The organism is Enterobacter sp. UPMP701 (assembly GCF_053709515.1).
Genome location: NZ_JBSKJN010000013.1, coordinates 25,711 through 45,625, shown reverse-complemented (window position 1 = coordinate 45,625; position 19,915 = coordinate 25,711). Strand labels below are relative to the sequence as shown.

14 protein-coding genes are annotated in these 19,915 nt (G+C 56.8%); 7 read left to right on the top strand and 7 right to left on the bottom strand.

The window, feature by feature from the left end; genetic code table 11:
- The first annotated feature begins 129 nt into the window (after positions 1 to 129).
- The 5 genes from zapE to sspB all read left to right on the top strand — a co-directional run bounded on the left by zapE (position 130) and on the right by sspB (position 3,890).
- Entirely contained in the window at positions 130 to 1,254 is a 1,125-nt protein-coding gene (gene zapE, locus ACWKXT_RS20585) for a cell division protein ZapE (RefSeq protein ID WP_454533310.1), read from the top strand.
- Between the two features lie 349 nt (positions 1,255 to 1,603).
- Positions 1,604 to 2,032: a 50S ribosomal protein L13 gene (gene rplM, locus ACWKXT_RS20580; protein ID WP_003860434.1), complete on the top strand. Its 429-nt coding sequence runs from the start codon at positions 1,604 to 1,606 to the stop codon at positions 2,030 to 2,032.
- 15 nt (positions 2,033 to 2,047) lie between these two features.
- Positions 2,048 to 2,440, top strand: coding sequence for a 30S ribosomal protein S9 (gene rpsI, locus ACWKXT_RS20575; protein ID WP_003860436.1), 393 nt, complete (start codon positions 2,048 to 2,050; stop codon positions 2,438 to 2,440).
- A gap of 308 nt (positions 2,441 to 2,748) precedes the next feature.
- Positions 2,749 to 3,387 carry a stringent starvation protein SspA gene (gene sspA, locus ACWKXT_RS20570; RefSeq protein WP_014885418.1) on the top strand — a complete coding sequence of 213 codons (639 nt, stop codon included), beginning with the start codon at positions 2,749 to 2,751 and terminating at the stop codon, positions 3,385 to 3,387.
- A 5-nt stretch (positions 3,388 to 3,392) separates the two neighbouring features.
- Positions 3,393 to 3,890 carry a ClpXP protease specificity-enhancing factor gene (gene sspB / locus ACWKXT_RS20565; protein WP_454533309.1) on the top strand — a complete coding sequence of 166 codons (498 nt, stop codon included), beginning with the start codon at positions 3,393 to 3,395 and terminating at the stop codon, positions 3,888 to 3,890.
- Positions 3,891 to 3,917: 27 nt separating this feature from the next.
- On the opposite strand, the gene gltD is transcribed toward sspB, so the two are convergent.
- Positions 3,918 to 5,336: a glutamate synthase subunit GltD gene (gene gltD / locus ACWKXT_RS20560; protein ID WP_454533308.1), complete on the bottom strand. Its 1,419-nt coding sequence runs from the start codon at positions 5,334 to 5,336 to the stop codon at positions 3,918 to 3,920.
- Positions 5,337 to 5,345: 9 nt separating this feature from the next.
- Positions 5,346 to 9,806 carry a glutamate synthase large subunit gene (gltB, locus tag ACWKXT_RS20555; RefSeq protein ID WP_454533307.1) on the bottom strand — a complete coding sequence of 1,487 codons (4,461 nt, stop codon included), beginning with the start codon at positions 9,804 to 9,806 and terminating at the stop codon, positions 5,346 to 5,348.
- Positions 9,807 to 10,493: 687 nt separating this feature from the next.
- Here gltB and ACWKXT_RS20550 point away from each other — a divergent pair.
- The gene (locus ACWKXT_RS20550) at positions 10,494 to 11,435 is read left to right on the top strand and encodes a TIGR01212 family radical SAM protein (protein ID WP_454533325.1); all 942 of its coding nucleotides are present in this window, start codon (positions 10,494 to 10,496) and stop codon (positions 11,433 to 11,435) included.
- On the opposite strand, the gene ACWKXT_RS20545 is transcribed toward ACWKXT_RS20550, so the two are convergent.
- Positions 11,415 to 12,917 (bottom strand): helicase HerA-like C-terminal domain-containing protein, encoded by a 1,503-nt coding sequence (locus tag ACWKXT_RS20545; protein WP_454533306.1) that lies wholly within the window; start codon positions 12,915 to 12,917, stop codon positions 11,415 to 11,417. The two genes, ACWKXT_RS20550 and ACWKXT_RS20545, sit on opposite strands and share 21 nt — an antisense overlap.
- A 137-nt stretch (positions 12,918 to 13,054) precedes the next feature.
- Between ACWKXT_RS20545 and ACWKXT_RS20540 the strand changes: the two genes are divergently transcribed.
- On the top strand, positions 13,055 to 14,701 hold the full coding sequence (locus tag ACWKXT_RS20540) for a dihydroxyacetone kinase subunit DhaK (protein ID WP_454533305.1): 1,647 nt from the start codon (positions 13,055 to 13,057) through the stop codon (positions 14,699 to 14,701).
- A 92-nt stretch (positions 14,702 to 14,793) separates the two neighbouring features.
- Here ACWKXT_RS20540 and ahr read toward each other — a convergent pair whose 3' ends face one another.
- From ahr to holC, 4 genes are all read right to left on the bottom strand, one after another.
- On the bottom strand, positions 14,794 to 15,813 hold the full coding sequence (gene ahr, locus ACWKXT_RS20535; protein WP_454527677.1) for an NADPH-dependent aldehyde reductase Ahr: 1,020 nt from the start codon (positions 15,811 to 15,813) through the stop codon (positions 14,794 to 14,796).
- A gap of 83 nt (positions 15,814 to 15,896) precedes the next feature.
- Positions 15,897 to 16,400, bottom strand: coding sequence for a GNAT family N-acetyltransferase (locus ACWKXT_RS20530; protein ID WP_119916491.1), 504 nt, complete (start codon positions 16,398 to 16,400; stop codon positions 15,897 to 15,899).
- A 123-nt stretch (positions 16,401 to 16,523) separates the two neighbouring features.
- Complete coding sequence (locus ACWKXT_RS20525; RefSeq protein ID WP_454533304.1) at positions 16,524 to 19,379, bottom strand: valine--tRNA ligase; 2,856 nt, start codon at positions 19,377 to 19,379, stop codon at positions 16,524 to 16,526.
- Positions 19,379 to 19,822: a DNA polymerase III subunit chi gene (holC, locus tag ACWKXT_RS20520; RefSeq protein WP_008502815.1), complete on the bottom strand. Its 444-nt coding sequence runs from the start codon at positions 19,820 to 19,822 to the stop codon at positions 19,379 to 19,381. Before holC ends, ACWKXT_RS20525 begins: the two co-directional genes overlap by 1 nt.
- Between the last annotated feature and the right edge of the window lie 93 nt (positions 19,823 to 19,915).

The window sequence follows — 19,915 nt, the reverse complement described above, 5'->3', positions numbered from 1 at the left end:
ATAATGCCACTATAACCGCTATTTCCGCAGAAGTGGAATCCTGACGTATCATCGCGTAGTGTAGAACGGCCTTTTTTTCATCAGTCACGCCTGCTGGTGAGCGTTAATTGAAGGAATAACTATAAGATTATGCAAAACCTGTCCCCTGCATCGCGATATCAACTGGCCCTTAGCGAGGGTACGCACCAACCGGATGACGTTCAACGTGAAGCGGTAAACCGTCTGGAGATGATTTATCAGAAACTCACGGCAAAACCAGACGAAATAGAACAGAGTGGTGGGCTCAAGGCCGCATTTGGACGCCTGCTCGGCAAAAAAGCACCACAGGCCCACGCGCCGGTGCGCGGTTTATATATGTGGGGCGGCGTCGGGCGCGGAAAAACCTGGCTGATGGATCTCTTTTATCTCAGCCTGCCGGGCGCGCGTAAACAGCGCCTGCACTTCCATCGTTTTATGCTCCGGGTTCATGAGGAACTGACTGCGCTGCAGGGCAAAAGCGATCCGCTGGAGATTGTGGCCGACAGTTTCAAGGCGGAAACGGACGTGCTCTGCTTCGATGAGTTTTTTGTTTCGGACATCACCGACGCCATGCTGTTAGGCGGCCTGATGAAGGCGCTGTTTGCCCGCGGGATCACCCTCGTTGCCACGTCGAATATCCCGCCGGATGAACTCTATCGCAACGGCCTGCAGCGGGCGCGCTTCCTGCCCGCCATCGATGCCATCAAACAGCACTGCGACATCATGAATGTCGACGCGGGTGTTGATTATCGTCTGCGCACGTTAACGCAGGCGCACCTGTGGCTTTCACCGTTAAACGCCGATACCACCCGCGAGATGGATAAACTCTGGCTGGCGCTGGCGGGCGCAAAACGGGAAAACGCACCGACGCTGGAGATTAACCATCGCCCGTTGCCTACCCTTGGCGTAGAAAATCAAACGCTGGCGGTCTCTTTTGCGACGCTCTGCGTGGATGCCCGCAGCCAGCATGACTACATTGCGCTTTCGCGCCTGTTCCACACCGTGATGATGCTGGATGTGCCGGTTATGACGCGGCTGATGGAAAGTGAAGCGCGGCGCTTCATTGCGCTGGTGGACGAGTTTTACGAGCGCCACGTTAAGCTGGTGGTCAGCGCCGAGGTGCCTTTATATGAGATCTACCAGGGGGAGCGGCTGAAGTTTGAGTTCCAGCGCTGCCTTTCGCGCCTGCAGGAGATGCAGAGCGAGGAATACCTGAAGCTGGAGCATATGCCGTAATAAATGCTCCCCTCTCCCCGTGGGAGAGGGGCTGGGGGTGAGGGCATCAGGCCTTAACAAACGCCACCCTCTCCCTGTGGGAGAGGGGCTGGGGGTGAGGGCACCAGACCGCACAATATCTAACCCCGAAAAACCCATTCCAAATCACATTTAAGGGTCGATCTTTGACCTCAACTTCTCTATAATCTTGCGACCCCACGTTACGAGAAGGTTTTTTTCCCGAAACTTTCTATGTGTCGGCATGTGCTATTCGAAGGGGTAGGTTTGCCGGACTTTGTCGTGTGAACCTCAACTGACTAAACGTTTGGGTGTTCACCAACGTGTAACTTATTATTTGGGTAAGCTTTTAATGAAAACTTTTACAGCTAAACCAGAAACCGTACAGCGCGACTGGTATGTTGTTGACGCGACCGGTAAAACTCTGGGCCGTCTGGCTACTGAACTGGCTCGTCGCCTGCGCGGTAAGCATAAAGCGGAATACACTCCGCACGTTGATACCGGTGATTACATCATCGTTCTGAACGCTGACAAAGTTGCTGTTACCGGCAACAAGCGTACTGACAAAATGTACTACCACCACACCGGCCACATCGGTGGTATCAAAGAAGCGACCTTTGAAGAGATGATTGCCCGCCGTCCTGAGCGTGTGATTGAAATCGCGGTTAAAGGCATGCTGCCAAAAGGCCCGCTGGGTCGTGCTATGTTCCGTAAACTGAAAGTTTACGCAGGCAACGAGCACAACCACGCGGCACAGCAACCGCAAGTTCTTGACATCTAATCGGGATTATAGGCAATGGCTGAAAATCAATACTACGGCACTGGTCGCCGCAAAAGTTCCGCAGCTCGCGTTTTCATCAAACCGGGCAGTGGTAAAATCGTAATCAATCAGCGTTCTCTGGAACAATACTTCGGTCGCGAAACTGCCCGCATGGTAGTTCGCCAGCCGCTGGAACTGGTTGATATGGTAGAAAAACTGGATCTGTACATCACCGTTAAAGGTGGTGGTATCTCCGGTCAGGCAGGTGCGATCCGTCACGGTATCACCCGCGCTCTGATGGAGTACGACGAATCCCTGCGTTCTGAACTGCGTAAAGCTGGCTTCGTTACTCGTGACGCTCGTCAGGTTGAACGTAAGAAAGTGGGTCTGCGTAAAGCACGTCGTCGTCCACAGTTCTCCAAACGTTAATCCATTCTGCTTACGCAGAACGATTGGCGAAAAACCCGCTTCGGCGGGTTTTTTTATGGATAATGCGCAGGTTATCCACAATCTCCATGCATATATCTTCTCTTTTTCCACATTTCCAGAATCCCCTCACCACAAAGCCATCAAAATCTGGTAAACTATCATCCAATTTTCTGCCCAAATATCGGTGAATACTCGCTTTTTGTTCGATTCTTGAACAATGTGTCTTCTCTGGGATGGGCGATACAACATCTGGCTGGCCCCTGTTGGGCCGGTAGCAGTAAAAATTCTGAATATACCTGGAGGTTTTCATGGCTGTCGCTGCCAACAAACGTTCGGTAATGACGCTGTTTTCTGGTCCTACTGACATTTATAGCCATCAGGTTCGTATCGTGCTGGCCGAGAAGGGTGTCAGTTTTGAGATCGAGCATGTGGAAAAGGATAACCCGCCTCAGGATCTGATCGATCTCAACCCGAGCCAAAGCGTACCGACGCTGGTGGATCGCGAGCTGACCCTGTGGGAATCCCGTATCATTATGGAATACCTGGATGAGCGTTTCCCGCATCCGCCGCTGATGCCTGTTTACCCTGTTGCGCGTGGTGAAAGCCGCCTGTACATGCAGCGTATCGAAAAAGACTGGTACTCGCTGATGAACGTCATCACCAGCGGTTCCGCTTCCGAAGCCGACGCTGCGCGTAAGCAACTGCGTGAAGAGCTGCTGGCAATTGCCCCTGTGTTTGGTCAGAAACCGTTCTTCCTGAGCGATGAGTTCAGCCTGGTCGATTGCTACCTGGCTCCACTGCTGTGGCGCCTGCCAACCCTGGGGGTAGAGTTCAGCGGTCCTGGCGCGAAAGAGCTGAAAGGCTACATGACGCGCGTCTTTGAGCGCGACTCTTTCCTGGCATCTTTAACTGAACCGGAACGTGAAATGCGTCTCGGCCGAGGCTAATGACTGTGGAAATGTCACAACTCACCCCACGCCGTCCGTATCTGCTGCGCGCCTTCTATGAATGGCTGCTGGATAACCAGCTCACGCCGCACCTGGTTGTGGATGTGACGTTGCCGGGCGTGCTGGTTCCGATGGAATACGCACGTGATGGACAGATTGTACTGAACATTGCGCCGCGTGCGGTGGGCAACCTGGAACTGGCAAACGACGAAGTGCGCTTCAACGCGCGTTTTGGCGGTGTGCCGCGTCAGGTTTCCGTACCGCTGGCTGCTGTTCTGGCTATCTACGCCCGTGAAAACGGTGCGGGTACCATGTTCGAGCCGGAAGCGGCGTATGACGAAGATGTTGCCAGCCTGAATGACGATGAGTCGCCATCAGGTACTGAAAGTGAGACGGTGATGTCCATTATCGATGGAGATAAACCGGATCATGCTGATGACAACGATCCGGATGACGATCCGCCACCGCGCGGTGGTCGCCCGGCGCTGCGCGTCGTGAAATAAAAAACAGGCCCAATCGGGCCTGTTTTTTTACACTTCCAGGTAGTTAAGAATACCGTCTGCTGCTTTACGCCCTTCGGCAATCGCCGTTACCACCAGGTCAGAACCGCGAACGATATCGCCGCCGGCGAAGATTTTCGGGTTGCTGGTCTGGAACGCATTATCGCTACCTTCTGGCGCGATTACGCGGCCCTGCGAATCCAGCTCGACGCTGTGCTTCGCCAGCCACTCCATGCTGTGAGGACGGAAACCGAACGCCATCACCACGGCATCGGCCGGGATCACATGCTCGGAACCGGCAACAATTTCTGCACGACGACGGCCTTTCGCATCCGGTGCGCCCATCTCAGTGCGCGCCATCTTCACGCCGCTCACTTTACCGTTGGCATTCACTTCAATACCCAGAGGCTGGATGTTGAACTGGAATTCGACGCCCTCTTCACGCGCGTTTTTCACTTCGCGCTTAGAGCCCGGCATGTTCTCTTCGTCACGACGGTAGGCACAGATGACATGCGCCGCATTCTGGCGAATGGAGGTACGCACGCAGTCCATCGCGGTATCACCGCCGCCCAGCACCACCACGCGTTTGCCTTCCATGCTGACGAACGGCTCATCGGCGGTCTCGCCGTAGCCCATTAGCTGTTTGGTATTCGCAATCAGGAACGGCAGCGCGTCGTACACGCCTGGCGCATCTTCGTTCTCCAGACCACCGCGCATGGACTGATAAGTGCCCACGCCCAGGAACACGGCGTCGTAATCCTTCAGCAGGTCGTCGAGCTGCACGTCGCGGCCTACTTCCACGTTCAGTTTGAACTCAATGCCCATGCCGGTGAAGATTTCGCGGCGGCGGGTCATAACCTCTTTTTCCAGCTTGAAAGCCGGGATACCGAAGGTCAGCAGACCGCCAATTTCCGGATGACGGTCAAAGACTACCGCCTTCACGCCGTTGCGGGTCAGCACGTCTGCACAGGCCAGGCCCGCCGGGCCCGCGCCGATGATGGCCACGCGCTTGTCGGTTTGACGCACGCCGGTCATATCCGGACGCCAGCCCATCTCGAACGCTTTATCGTTGATATAGCGCTCAATGTTGCCGATGGTCACCGCGCCAAACTCGTCGTTCAGCGTACAGGAGCCTTCGCACAGACGGTCCTGAGGACACACGCGGCCGCACACTTCCGGCAGGGTATTGGTCTGGTGAGACAGCTCGGCGGCTTCAAAAATACGTCCTTCGTTGGCCAGCTTCAGCCAGTTCGGGATGTAGTTGTGTACCGGACACTTCCATTCGCAGTAAGGGTTACCGCAGGACAGGCAGCGGTCTGCCTGTGCTTTGGCCTGGCCTTCTGAAAATGGCTCGTAGATTTCAACAAATTCAATTTTGCGGATCTTCAGCGGTTTCTTTGGCGGATCAACACGCTGCAGGTCGATAAACTGGTATACGTTCTGGCTCATCTGAATTCCTTACTGCGCCTGCACGCGCAGCTCTGCTGCGCTACGACTACGGTGACCCAACAGGGCTTTAACATCGCTGGACTTCGGCTTCACCAGCGCGAATTTCGCAGAGAACGCCGGCCAGTTTGCCAGGATCTCTTCGCCGCGCGAAGAACCGGTATGCTGCACGTGTTCGGTAATTAAACCGCGCAGGTGTTCTTCGTGGATGGCCAGCGTATCAACGTCCAGCACTTCCACCAGCTCCGGGTTCACGCGTTTGCGGAACTCACCGTCTTCATCCAGGACGTAGGCAAAACCGCCCGTCATACCTGCGCCGAAGTTCACGCCGGTTTTACCCAGAACGCAAACAATCCCGCCCGTCATGTATTCACAGCCGTTATCGCCGATACCTTCCACCACGGTGATCGCACCGGAGTTACGCACCGCAAAACGTTCGCCCGCACGGCCTGCGGCGAACAGACGACCGCCGGTCGCGCCGTAGAGGCAGGTGTTACCGATGATGCTGGCTTCATGACTGCGGAAGGCTGAGCCGACCGGAGGACGCACCGCCAGCAAACCGCCCGCCATGCCTTTACCGACGTAGTCGTTGGCATCGCCGGTAAGGTACAGCTCAACGCCACCTGCGTTCCAGACGCCGAAGCTCTGACCCGCGGTACCGCTGAAGTGCGCGATAATCGGATCCGCCGCCAGCCCCTGGTCACCGTGCGTCTGCGCGATGTAGCCGGACAGAGACGCGCCCACGGAACGGTCGGTGTTGCGGATATCAAACCAGAACGTTTTGCTCTGCTTCTCGTCCACGTACGGCTTCGCCTGCTGCAGCAACTGCGCGTTCAGCACGCCGTTGTCGAACGGCGGGTTGTTCTCGGTACAGTAAACCGCTTTGCCAGGATGCGGCTGAGCGGTTTCCAGCAGCTTGGACAGCTCCAGCTTCTGCTGCTTGGCCGTGAAACCTTCCAGCTCTTTCAGCAGGTCGGTGCGGCCAATCAGGTCTACCAGACGCTTCACGCCCAGCTGCGCCATCAGCTCGCGGGTTTCACGGGCGATAAAGTCAAAGTAGTTGGTCACTTTGAACGGCAGACCGTGGTAGTGATTCTTACGCAGCTTTTCGTCCTGAGTCGCAACGCCGGTTGCGCAGTTGTTCAGGTGGCAAATACGCAGGTATTTGCAGCCGAGCGCAACCATCGGGCCGGTACCGAAGCCGAAGCTTTCCGCGCCGAGGATTGCCGCCTTGATGATGTCGAGGCCAGTTTTCAGGCCGCCGTCCACCTGCAGACGGATCTTATGACGCAGGCCGTTAGCGACCAGCGCCTGCTGGGTTTCCACCAGGCCAAGCTCCCACGGACAACCCGCGTATTTCACGGAGGAGAGCGGGCTTGCGCCGGTGCCGCCGTCGTAACCGGCGATGGTGATCAGGTCCGCATAGGCTTTCGCCACGCCGGTGGCGATGGTGCCGACGCCCGGTTCGGAAACCAGCTTCACGGAGATCATCGCTTTCGGGTTAACCTGCTTCAGATCGAAAATCAGCTGCGCTAAGTCCTCGATAGAGTAGATATCGTGGTGCGGCGGCGGGGAGATCAGCGTCACGCCCGGCACGGAATAGCGCAGTTTGGCGATGTACGGGGTAACTTTATCACCCGGCAGCTGACCGCCTTCGCCCGGTTTAGCACCCTGAGCGACTTTAATCTGAATCACGTCGGCGTTGACCAGGTACGCTGGCGTGACGCCGAAGCGGCCTGATGCCACCTGCTTGATACGGGACACTTTGTTGGTGCCGTAACGCGCCGGATCTTCGCCGCCTTCGCCGGAGTTGGAGTTGCCGCCGATGCTGTTCATGGCTTCCGCCAGCGCTTCGTGGGCTTCCGGGCTCAGCGCGCCGATGGACATCGCCGCGGTATCGAAGCGTTTGAACAGTTCGGATGCAGGCTCAACCTCGTCAATGCTGACCGCTTCCTCACCCGGATTGAGGGCAATGAGGTCGCGCAGCGTCGCCGCCGGACGGTTGTTCACCAGCTCGGCGTACTGCTGGTAATCACTGTATTCGCCGCTCTGAACCGCCTGCTGCAGCGTGCGCACCACGTCCGGGTTGTAGGCATGATATTCGCCACCGTGAACGTATTTCAGCAGACCGCCCTGATCCAGCGGCTTACGTGCCAGCCAGGCGCGTTTGGACAGGTTTACCAGGTCCTGCTGGAAGTCTGCAAAACCGGCACCGCCGATGCGGCTGACCACGCCCTGGAAGCAGAGGTTGGCGACCTCGTCATGCAGGCCGACCGCTTCAAACAGCTTCGAACAGCGGTAGGAGGCAATGGTCGAGATGCCCATTTTGGACATGATCTTGTACAGACCTTTGTTGATGCCGTTACGGTAGTTCAGCATCACGGCACGGTAGTCTTTGTCGATCGCGCGGGTATCTACCAGACGGGCCAGCGTTTCGTAGGCCAGGTACGGGTAGATCGCCGTCGCGCCAAAGCCTAACAGCACCGCAAAGTGGTGCGGGTCGCGGGCGCTGGCGGTTTCCACAATGATGTTGGCATCGCAGCGCAGGCTCTTATCGACCAGACGCGTCTGGATAGCCCCCACCGCCATGGGTGCAGGCACCGGCAGACGGTTTTTCGCGATATTGCGGTCGGACAGTACCAGCAGAACGGTACCGTTACGCACCATCTGTTCGGCTTTGTCACATAGCGCATTCACCGTCTCTTCGAGGGTCGCTTCGGTCACGTCGAACGTAATGTCGAGCGTGTCGGCGCGGTAGTGCTCCTCGGTCATGGTGGTGAGCTGTTTGAAATCGGAGTACAGTAGGATCGGCGATTTAAAGGTCAGACGGTGCGCCTGGCCTTCGGCTTCGCAGAAGACGTTCATCTCGCGGCCAATGCTCGTCGCCAGCGACATCACGTGTGCTTCGCGCAGCGGATCGATTGGCGGGTTGGTCACCTGCGCAAACTGCTGGCGGAAGTAGTCGTAAATAATGCGCGGCTGGCTGGAGAGCACGGCAAACGGGGTATCGTCACCCATGGAGCCGACCGCTTCCTGGCCGTTTTCACCCAGTACGCGAATAACCGAGTCCAGCTCTTCCGCGCTGTAGTTAAACTGCTTCTGGAAGCTCGCGAGAGTGTCATCGTCCAGCTCGCGGCTGCCCACTTCTTCGTCCGACAGATCTTCAAACGGCACCAGACGACGCACGTTTTTCTCCATCCACTCTTTGTACGGATGGCGGCTTTTCAGATCGTTGTCGGTTTCGGCGGAGTGCAGAATACGGCCGCCGCGGGTGTCGATAACCATCAACTCGCCCGGACCAACGCGGCCTTTTTCGACCACTTCGTCAGGCTGGTAATCCCAGATCCCGACTTCAGAGGCGCAGGTGATGAGCTTGTCTTTGGTGATGACGTAGCGTGCCGGACGCAGACCGTTACGGTCCAGGTTACAGGCGGCAAAACGACCGTCGGACATGACGATGCCCGCCGGGCCGTCCCACGGCTCCATGTGCATGGAGTTAAAGTCGAAGAACGCGCGCAGCTCAGGGTCCATATCCGGGTTGTTCTGCCAGGCCGGTGGCACAAGCAGACGCATGGCGCGCACGATGTCCATCCCGCCCGCCAGCAGCAGTTCCAGCATGTTATCCATGGAGCTGGAGTCAGAGCCGGTTTCGTTCACGAACGGCGCGGCATCGTGCAGGTCAGGGATCAGCGGAGTCTGGAACTTATAGGTACGGGCACGTGCCCACTGGCGGTTACCGGTGATGGTGTTGATCTCGCCGTTGTGCGCCAGGTAGCGGAACGGCTGAGCCAGCGGCCAGCGTGGAACGGTGTTGGTGGAGAAGCGCTGGTGGAACAGGCAAATGGCCGATTCCAGACGCAGGTCCGCCAGGTCAAGGTAGAAGCGCGGCAGGTCAGCCGGCATACACAGACCTTTATAGATGTTCACCAGGTTAGAGAGGCTACAGACATAGAACTCTTTATCGTCCTGGAGACGTTTTTCAATGCGGCGACGGGCGATGAACAGACGGCGTTCCATATCGCGCGGACGCCAGCCGGCAGGCGCGTTAACAAAAATCTGTTCAATACGAGGCAGCGAGGAGAGGGCGATTTCACCGAGCACCCCTTCGTTGGTTGGCACATCGCGCCAGCCGACAATCGACAGGGTTTCACGCTGAAGTTCTTCTTCAACGATGCGGCGTGAGGCGGCTGCTTTTTCAGGATCCTGATTCAGGAACAGCATGCCGACTGCGTAGTTTTTGGCTAAACGCCAGCCGCGCTCTTCCGCCACGATACGGAAGAAACGATCCGGTTTTTGCAGCAGCAGGCCGCAACCGTCGCCGGTTTTACCATCGGCAAGGATGGCGCCACGGTGCTGCATACGGGCCAGTGCGTGAATAGCAGTACGCACTACCTTGTGGCTAGGTTCGCCTTCTATGTGGGCGATCAGGCCGAAACCACAGTTATCCTTCTCAAGGGATTTATCGTACAACATATCAGTGAACCTCCCCAGGCTCGTCGGGCTTCCCCCTGAACTTTACCGTGGCGCACAGGCGCAGAAAGAGCATGGCGACGGGGTTAGCGTTTCATACGCGGACCTCGCATTCGCCCTCTTTTTCATCCTTTCGCGCAGGTAAACAAGTTTGAGGACTTGCTTCAGAGGGAATCTCAATTACTGCATAAATATGATGAGCAGGCCGCTCATCCAGAAAGCTTCCAGCGGATTTCCAACTTATCGGGAATTGGTACACAGGTCAAATGGCAATCTTATTTATACAAAAATGTGCTAAAGAGAGTTTATCTTATTGTAATTAAATGGGATTTAACTATTTTTACATTGATTGTATGTCCTGGCAGGACGCAGCGGAGTGTGATCTGACTCACTATATGAAAGCGGTATTATCAATGTAGCGTGCTGAATAGCAGTTTTATAGCAGAATAATAATCTGGCATTGACTGCAAACCCGCATAAAGCCACTGTTTTTCAGTGGTGGTGCTATAAATGAAAAAAACAATCAGAACATAAGGAAAAGTAATCACGAGAATCGTGAATGAAATTGCAGTAATCCTGAGTATTTATTCATACAGATAAAAGCCGTCCAGGGCGATTGATCCAGGTCATCGCCGACAGAGGCTAAAAATGGCAGGCTTGTCCCCTTTCTTCGGGACGGTCTATCAGATTATGCAGTTACAGAAATTAGTCAATATGTTTGGTGGGGATCTTTTGCAGCGGTATGGGCAAAAGGTTCATAAGCTGACGCTGCACGGCGGTTTTAGCTGCCCGAATCGCGACGGTACCATCGGGCGCGGCGGCTGCACCTTCTGTAACGTGGCCTCGTTTGCTGACGAAGCCCAGCAGCATAAATCTATCGCAGAGCAACTCGCGCATCAGGCCAGCCTTGTGAACCGCGCCAGGCAGTATCTGGCCTATTTTCAGGCCTACACCAGCACGTGGGCGGAAGTGCAGGTACTGCGAGCTATGTATCAACAGGCGGTAAACCAGGCGAACATTGTCGGGCTGTGCGTGGGGACGCGTCCGGACTGCGTGCCAGAGGCCGTGCTGGATTTACTTAGCGAGTACAAAGAAAAGGGCTACGAGATCTGGCTGGAGCTGGGCTTGCAGACCGCGCACGACAAAACCCTGCACCGTATCAATCGCGGGCATGATTTCGCCTGCTACCAGCGCACCACGCGTCTCGCCCGTGAGCGTGGATTAAAAGTCTGCTCGCATCTGATTGTCGGCTTGCCGGGAGAAGGGCAGCAGCACGGGCTGGAAACGCTAGAAAAAGTCGTTGAGACCGGCGTGGACGGCATTAAGCTGCATCCGCTGCATATTGTGAAGGGCAGCATAATGGCGAAAGCCTGGGAAGCGGGGCGGTTAAGTGGTATCGAACTCGACGACTATACGGTGACGGCGGGGGAGATGATTCGCCATACGCCGCCGGAGATTGTTTACCACCGCATCTCGGCAAGCGCCCGCCGTCCAACGCTTCTGGCACCGCTCTGGTGTGAGAACCGCTGGACGGGGATGGTGGAAATCGACCGCTATCTTCAGGAAAACGGCGTACAGGGTTCGGCGCTGGGCCGCCCGTGGGTTCCCCGTCTACCGACGGCGGCCGCCTAACAGACTCCCCAGCATGCCGCGCACAATCTGATTGGTGACCTGCCGCGCGGCGCTTTTCGCCATGGTCTGCACTACGCCGTCGCGTTTCCCGCCGCGCGGCCCGGTGGTGCCAAACAAAATGTCTTTCAGCCCGCCCAGAATGCCGTCATCCACCGCGACTGACTGGCCCTTCGCGGGGGGGGCATCCTGCGATTCGGTGGTTGCCTGTACCCCTTTTTGCAGCATCTCGAACGCAGATTCCCGGTCCACCTCGTCTTCATACTTGCCGTACACCGGGGAGTGATTAATCAGGCCGTTACGTTCATCGTCGGTAACGGGCCCCATTCGCGAACAAGGTGCTATCACCATGGCGCGCTCCACGATGGAGGGGCTGCCCTTCGCATCAAGGAATGAGATCAGCGCTTCACCGGTGCCCAACGCCTGAATCTCCGCTTCGGTATCAAAGGCAGGATTGGCGCGCATGGTTTGCGCGGCGGCTTTTACCGCTTTCTGATCTTTCGGCGTAAAGGCGCGCAGGGCGTGCTGCACGCGGTTACCAAGCTGGCCGAGCACGTTATCCGGGATATCCGACGGGTTTTGCGAGACAAACCAGACGCCAACGCCTTTGGAGCGGATCAGCCGGATGACCTGTTCAATTTTATCCAGCAGCACCTGCGGCGCGTCGTTAAACAGCAGATGTGCTTCGTCAAAGAAGAAGACCAGCTTCGGTTTTTCCAGATCGCCCGCTTCCGGTAACTGCTCGTACAGCTCGGAGAGCATCCACAGCAGGCTGGCGGCGTAGAGTTTCGGCATCTGATAGAGCTTTTCTGAACTCAGAATGTTGATAATGCCTTTGCCGTTGCTGTCGGTGCGCATCCAGTCCTTGATATCCAGCATCGGCTCGCCGAAGAAGTGTTCGGCGCCCTGTTGCTCCAGGGTCAGTAACCCACGTTGAATGGCCCCGACAGAAGCGCTGCTGATATTGCCGTACTGGTTCTGGAAAGATTTGGCGTTATCACCGATGTACTGGGTAATGGCGCGCAGATCTTTGAAATCAAGCAGAAGCAGTCCCTGATCGTCGGCAATACGGAAGATAATATTCAGCACGCCGGACTGCACGTCGTTGAGGTTAAGCAGGCGGGCCAGCAGCAGCGGGCCGAGATCGGAGACGGTGGCGCGCACCGGGTGGCCTTTCTCGCCAAAGATATCCCAGACTACCACCGGGTTGCTGTGCGGCATCCAGTCCGTAATGCCAATATTCTTCAGTCGCTCGATCAGTTTTTCAGAAGCGGTACCCTCCTGAGCCACACCGGTTAAATCGCCTTTTACGTCAGCCATAAAGACCGGCACGCCAATCTCTGAAAGTGACTCCGCCAGCTTCTGCAGAGTGACTGTTTTCCCTGTGCCGGTGGCTCCGGTAATCAGACCGTGGCGGTTCGCCATCGCGGGCAGTAAATACAGCTCTTTTTCCAGCGTCCGGGCAATTAACAATGGTGTACTCATGATGCGCTTCCTCTCTTAGTCCTGGGTGGAGTATAGGCAACCTGACGGCAAAATGGTTGAGTAAATTGCTGACTTTGCGGCGCATTGTCCAGCGCGGACTATGCTTTTGCATACGGTTCATAAAATAGTGGGAAACAATGTCCAGATTCTTCTTTAACGATCGCAAACAGCTGGTCAACGACGCCATTGAAGGCATACTGCTTTCTGCGCCACATGCGAATCTCGTCAAACTTGATATTGATCCAGCCATCAGGGTTGTCGCCCGCGGTGACTGGGATAAAAGCCGCGTGGCGGTGATATCCGGTGGTGGCTCAGGCCACGAGCCGGCGCACGCTGGGTTTGTCGGTAAAGGCATGCTGACGGCGGCAGTATGTGGCGATCTGTTCGCCTCGCCGAGCGTGGATGCGGTACTGAATGCCATTGTGGCGGTGACGGGCGACCGCGGCTGCCTGCTGATTGTGAAAAACTACACCGGGGATCGCCTGAACTTCGGCCTGGCGGCTGAAAAGGCCAAACGCTACGGCCTGAAGGTGGAGATGGTTATCGTGGCGGATGATATCGCCCTGCCGGATAATAAACAGCCGCGTGGTATCGCGGGAACGGCGCTGGTGCATAAGATTGCGGGATATGCGGCGGAACAGGGAAAATTGCTAAACGACGTGCGGGATATTGCGCAACAGGCCTGCGATAACCTCTGGAGCCTGGGGGTTGCGATGCAAACCTGTAACCTGCCGGGTAGCGACGATGAAGAGGGGCGCATTAAGCAGGGCCATGTCGAGCTGGGGCTGGGGATCCACGGGGAGCCTGGTGCCTCGGTGGTTGATACGCAAAACAGCAAAGCCATTATCGACACGCTGGTGACGCCGCTCAAAGCGCAGGCGGGAGAGGGGCGTTTCGCGGTGTTGATTAACAACCTCGGCGGCGTCTCGGCACTGGAAATGGCGCTGCTGACCAAAGAGCTGGCACATTCGGCCCTGAAAGAGAATATTGCGTACCTGATTGGCCCTGCACCGCTGGTGAGCGCGCTGGATATGAAGGGCTTTTCTCTGACGCTGCTAAAGCTCAACGATCTGTTCGAGAAAGCGCTGCATGAAGAGGTGGAAACGCTGGGCTGGCAAAAGCCCGTGGCGTTTGCCCCCCTGCGTACCGTTCCGCAAAGCGTTATTCACGATAGCGTGGAATATACCGCGTCCGACAATCCGCAAGTGAAGGAGTCTGTTTCACAGGTGACGAAGACGCTCATAAAGCTTGAAAACCGCCTGAATGCGCTGGATGCCAAAGTGGGCGATGGCGATACCGGCTCCACGTTTGCGCAAGGTGCGCGGGATATTGCGCAGCGCCTGGAAGAGAACACACTCCCGCTGAATGACGTGCCTAAGCTGCTGTTGCTGGTGGGCGAGCGCCTGGCGACGGTGATGGGCGGATCGAGTGGAGTGTTGATGTCGATCTTCTTCACGGCGGCAGGACAAAAGCTTCACGATGGACAGCCGCTACCTGAAGCATTGCTGAGCGGACTGGCGCAGATGAAGCAGTACGGTGGTGCGGATCTCGGCGATCGTACGCTGATCGATGCGCTGCAACCGGCGCTTGAGGCGTTGCAGAAAGGCGATCTTCAGTCAGCGGAGCAGGCGGCGCAGCAGGGGGCTGAAGCAACGGCGAAAATGGCGAAAGCCGGAGCAGGGCGTTCATCGTATGTGAATAAAGAGAATCTGGACGGGGTAATGGATCCGGGGGCGGTCGCGGTGGCAGAAGTGTTTAAGGCCATGGTAGAAGCAAAACGGTAACAACCGTTACCGTTTTTAGTGTTTGCGCCCTCTCCCCGTGGGAGAGGGTTGGGGTGAGGGCATCAGGCCGCACATTCCCCGGCAATGTTACATCAAAAATCCGCTTTCAATACCACGCGGTAACGGGCTTTGCCGTCGCGCACGTGCTGGATCGCTTCGTTGATTTTTGACATGGGATACAGCTCGGTGGTTGGCGCCACTTTGGTGCGGCCAGCAAACTTCATCAGCTTGCGCAGCTCGTACGGTGTACCGGTCGCGGAGCCTGATACGCTGCGATCCCCACCAATCAACGTAAACGCCGGAACTGGCAGCGGCTTCATCACCGCACCCACGGTATGGAAGTTACCGCCGTAGGCCAGCGCTTCAAAGTACGGCTGCCAGTCGAGATCGACGTTCACGGTGTTGATAATCAGATCAAACTGCCCAGCCAGCGCGTTCAGCGCGTCCGGATCGCGGCTGTTCACCACTTTGTCCGCGCCCATCGCCAGCACTTCTTTCTCTTTCGCCGGGTTCGAGCTGAACGCCGTGACTTCACAGCCCATCGCGTGCAGCAGCTTGATGGCGATATGGCCCAGGCCGCCAATACCAATCACGCCTACACGGCTGGTGGCGGTGATGTGATGCATCAGCAGGGGCTTAAAGACGGTGATGCCGCCACACAGCAGCGGACCGGCGGATTCGATATCAATGCTGTCCGGCAGCGGGATGACCCATTGCCAGTCGGCGCGCAGCTTATCGGCGAAACCACCCTTGTTCAGGATGGTGGGCACCGCGCCTTCAAGGCAGTTGATCTGGTTGCCGCTGATACACGCGTCACAGTGGCCGCAGCTGCGTGCCGTCCAGCCAATGCCCACGCGCTGGCCAACCTTCAGCCCTTTGTCCTGCGCGGCGCTTCCGAGCGCTACGACGCGGCCAATAACTTCGTGTCCGGCAACCAGAGGATAGCTGGAGAAGCCCCATTCGTTATCGATCATCGAGAGATCTGAGTGGCAGATCCCGCAGTAATCAACCTGTACTTCGACGTCTTCTGCTTTTAGTTCGCCCGCATCGTACTCGTACAGTTCAAGTTCTGCACCCGCCTGCGGTGCGGCGTAGCTTTTTATCTTCGACATCGTGTTTCCCCCGTTGTGGTGTGAACTGAGAGTGTAGAGCATTCAGTTTACAGCCGCTTAACAGAAGAGGGCAGGAACAAAACTTACAGACTTTTCAGCATTCTGACTTCGCAATCAACGTGGCCGGTACAGCCCAGCGGTGCATCGATATGCTCAAAACCCAGATGCTCATACAGGCCGATGGCCTCTTTGAGAAAGGCGGTTGTTTCGAGGTAACAGCGTTTAAAACCCTGATCGCGCGCGTGCTCCAGGGCAACCAGCGCCAGCTTCTTCGCCAGGCCTTGCCCGCGTACAGAGGGCAAAAAATACATTTTCTGCAGCTCGCAGATATCCGGCTCGCTGCAGCTCAGTGGCGCTATGCCGCCGCCGCCCACGACATTACCGTCCTGTTCGATGACCCAGTAGGCATGGCCTGGCTGGCTGTAGAGCTGAAAAAGCTCGTCCAGGTTTGGGTCGGCAACCGTATAGCCTTTATCGGCGGTCAGGCCATACTCCGCAGAGACGGTGCGGATAACGGCGGCGATAGCCGGGTTATCCTGTTCAACGATCCGACGCATTGTCGTCGCGACCGGGGTAATCACGCTCATAGCATTACTCATTACAAAAATTGACACACTGTTGCTGTTAATAGCACCGCAGAAAGGGGAGTGCAAGCGAGGAGTTTTCAGGAAGGTTACCCCTTACGCCCTGAAGCGTAAGGGGTAAAAGCATTACAGGGCGGCAATCACCGCCTGCTGCTCAATCAGCTTGGTCTTCGCATCGGCGAAGGCAACCAGTCGTTCACGCTCTTTGGCGATGACTGCTTCCGGCGCGCGGGCAACAAAGCCTTCGTTCGCCAGCTTGCTTTCGATTTTGCCAATTTCCACGTCGACTTTCGCCACTTCTTTCGCCAGACGAGCCAGTTCAGCGTCTTTGTCGATCAGGCCTGCCATCGGGATCAGCAGCTCGGCGCCGTCGATGATTTTGGTCACGGAAACCGGACCTTTGTCATCCGCAGGCAGCACGGTGATGCTTTCCAGACGCGCCATGGTTTTCAGGAACGTGTTGTTCTCGGTGACGCGACGAACGGCAGCGTCGCTGCAGCCGCGCAGCAGCAGCTCAAGCGGTTTGCCAGGGGCGATATTCATTTCAGCACGGATGTTACGTACCGCAACGATCGCCTGTTTCAGCCACTCGGTGTCTGCAGACGCCGCTTCATCAACCTTAGCCGCATCGAATTCCGGGAACGGCTGCAGCATGATGGTATCGGCGTTGATGCCCGCAATCACCTTCACGCGCTGCCAGATGGTTTCGGTGATAAATGGAATGACCGGATGCGCCAGGCGCAGCAGGCCTTCCAGAACGGTAATCAGCGTGTTGCGCGTGCCGCGCAGCTCCGCCTCAGAGCCGCTATTCATCACCGGCTTCGCCAGCTCCAGGTACCAGTCGCAGAACTGGTTCCAGGTGAATTCGTACAGGATGCCCGCCGCGATATCGAAGCGGTAGCTGTCCAGCGCGTCGCGGAAGGCTTTCACCGTCTGGTTGAATTCCGCCAGGATCCAGCGGTCTGCCAGAGACAGGGTCATTTCCCCACCGTTGAAGCCGCAATCCTGATCTTCGGTGTTCATCAGCACGAAGCGGCTGGCGTTCCACAGCTTGTTACAGAAGTTACGGTAACCTTCCAGACGCTTCATGTCCCAGTTGATGTCGCGGCCGGTAGAGGCCAGCGCCGCCAGGGTGAAGCGCAGGGCGTCGGTACCGTGAGATTCGATCCCGTTCGGGAACTGCTTCTCGGTACGCTTGCGGATTTTCTCAGCCAGCTGCGGCTGCATCATGTTGCCGGTACGTTTTTCCAGCAGCTCTTCCAGAGAGATACCATCGACCATGTCCAGCGGGTCGATAACGTTACCCTTGGATTTGGACATCTTCTGGCCTTCGTCGTCGCGGATCAGGCCGGTCATGTAGACGGTATGGAACGGAACCTGCGGCTTGCCGTCTTCGTCTTTGATGAAGTGCATGGACATCATGATCATGCGGGCAATCCAGAAGAAGATGATGTCGAAGCCGGAGACCATCACGCTGGTTGGGTGGAACTGACGCAGCGCGTCGGTGTTTTCCGGCCAGCCGAGCGTGGAGAAGGTCCACAGCGCGGAGGAGAACCAGGTGTCCAGCACGTCTTCGTCCTGACGCAGGGCAACGTCAGCGCTCAGGTTGTTTTCCTGACGCACTTCGTCTTCGCTACGGCCAACGTAGACGTTGCCTTCGTTGTCGTACCATGCCGGGATGCGGTGACCCCACCACAGCTGACGGGAGATACACCAGTCCTGAATGTCGCGCATCCAGGAGAAATACATGTTTTCGTACTGCTTCGGCACGAACTGAATACTGCCGTTTTCAACCGCTTCAACAGCCGGTTTCGCCAGCACGTCGGCACGCACGTACCACTGGTCGGTCAGCATTGGCTCGATGACCACGCCGCCACGGTCGCCGTACGGCACGGTCAGATCGTGAGGTTTAATCTCTTCCAGCAGGCCGAGCGCGTCAACGGCAGCTACGATGGCTTTACGCGCGGCAAAGCGCTCCAGCTTCTGGAATTCAGCCGGGATCTCGCTGGAATAAACGTCGGATTCGTTGCCTTTGGTGTCGTACACTTCTGCGCTTTCGCGGATATCGCCGTCGAAGGTCAGAATGTTGATCATTGGCAGGGCGTGACGACGACCGACTTCATAGTCGTTAAAGTCGTGCGCCGGGGTGATTTTCACGCAGCCGGTGCCTTTTTCCATGTCGGCGTGTTCGTCGCCCACAATCGGGATATGGCGGTTCACCAGCGGCAGCACCACGAATTTGCCGATCAGATCTTTATAGCGCGGATCTTCCGGGTTAACGGCCACGCCTGTATCGCCCAGCAGGGTTTCCGGACGGGTGGTGGCAACCACCAGGTAATCTTTACCGTCTGCGGTTTTCGCGCCGTCGGCCAACGGATAGCGGATGTGCCACATGGAGCCTTTAGACTCGCGGTTTTCCACTTCCAGGTCAGAGATGGCGGTGCGCAGTTTCGGGTCCCAGTTTACCAGGCGTTTGCCACGGTAAATCAGGTCTTCTTTATACAGGCGCACGAAGACTTCTTTCACGGCGTTGGACAGGCCTTCGTCCATGGTGAAGCGCTCGCGCTCCCAGTCCACGGAGTTGCCGAGACGGCGCATCTGACGGGTAATGGTGCCGCCGGATTCTGCCTTCCACTGCCAGATTTTGTCGATGAACGCGTCGCGACCGTAGTCGTGGCGGGTTTTACCCTCTTCAGCGGCAATTTTACGCTCAACCACCATCTGGGTCGCGATACCCGCGTGGTCAGTCCCCGCCTGCCACAGGGTGTTTTTGCCCTGCATGCGCTGGTAGCGGATCATGGTGTCCATGATGGTCTGCTGGAAAGCATGCCCCATATGCAAACTGCCGGTGACGTTCGGCGGCGGGATCATGATGCAGAAGGACTCTTTGCTTTCGTCGCCGTTAGGCTTGAAATAGCCCTGCTGTTCCCAGTGCTCGTAAAGCGGCTGTTCGATATCGCGTGGGTTATATGTCTTTTCCATTATTTCCAGGTTGCCGTATTCAGGTTAAAACCAGCCAGGCGGTACGCTTTATAGCGTTCGCGCGCCAGTTGTTTCAAGGATTCTTCGTAAGGGACAAAGTCTACCACTTCTGTGAAAGCGGTGGCAAAATCTGCAAAATCTATCCGCAGGCTAATCAGAATATCGCGCGCGCTGCTGTTGCGCTTTTGCGGCCAGGCAATTTCGACCGGGGCACCGCCGCGCGGGCCTTCGCCCGACAGGTTATGCGGCACAAAACTCTCCGGCGGGCGCGCCCACAGCGCCTCATCAAGGCGAATGGCCTGCTGTTCATCTTCACAGGCAATCAGAACGCGTTTACCTGCGCGCCAACGTTCTGCGGCAATTTCACACACCAGTTGTTCAACGGCGCTGAGGCCATCCTGATGGGTGTCGTTGTCCAGAAGGTAGAACGTTGCATTCTTCATATATGGGGCTTCTTGTCGTGGATTTAAATGCAAAGCCGGGTGGCGCTACGCTTACCCGGCCTACGGTTGAGTGACGCTGTAGGCCGGGTAAGG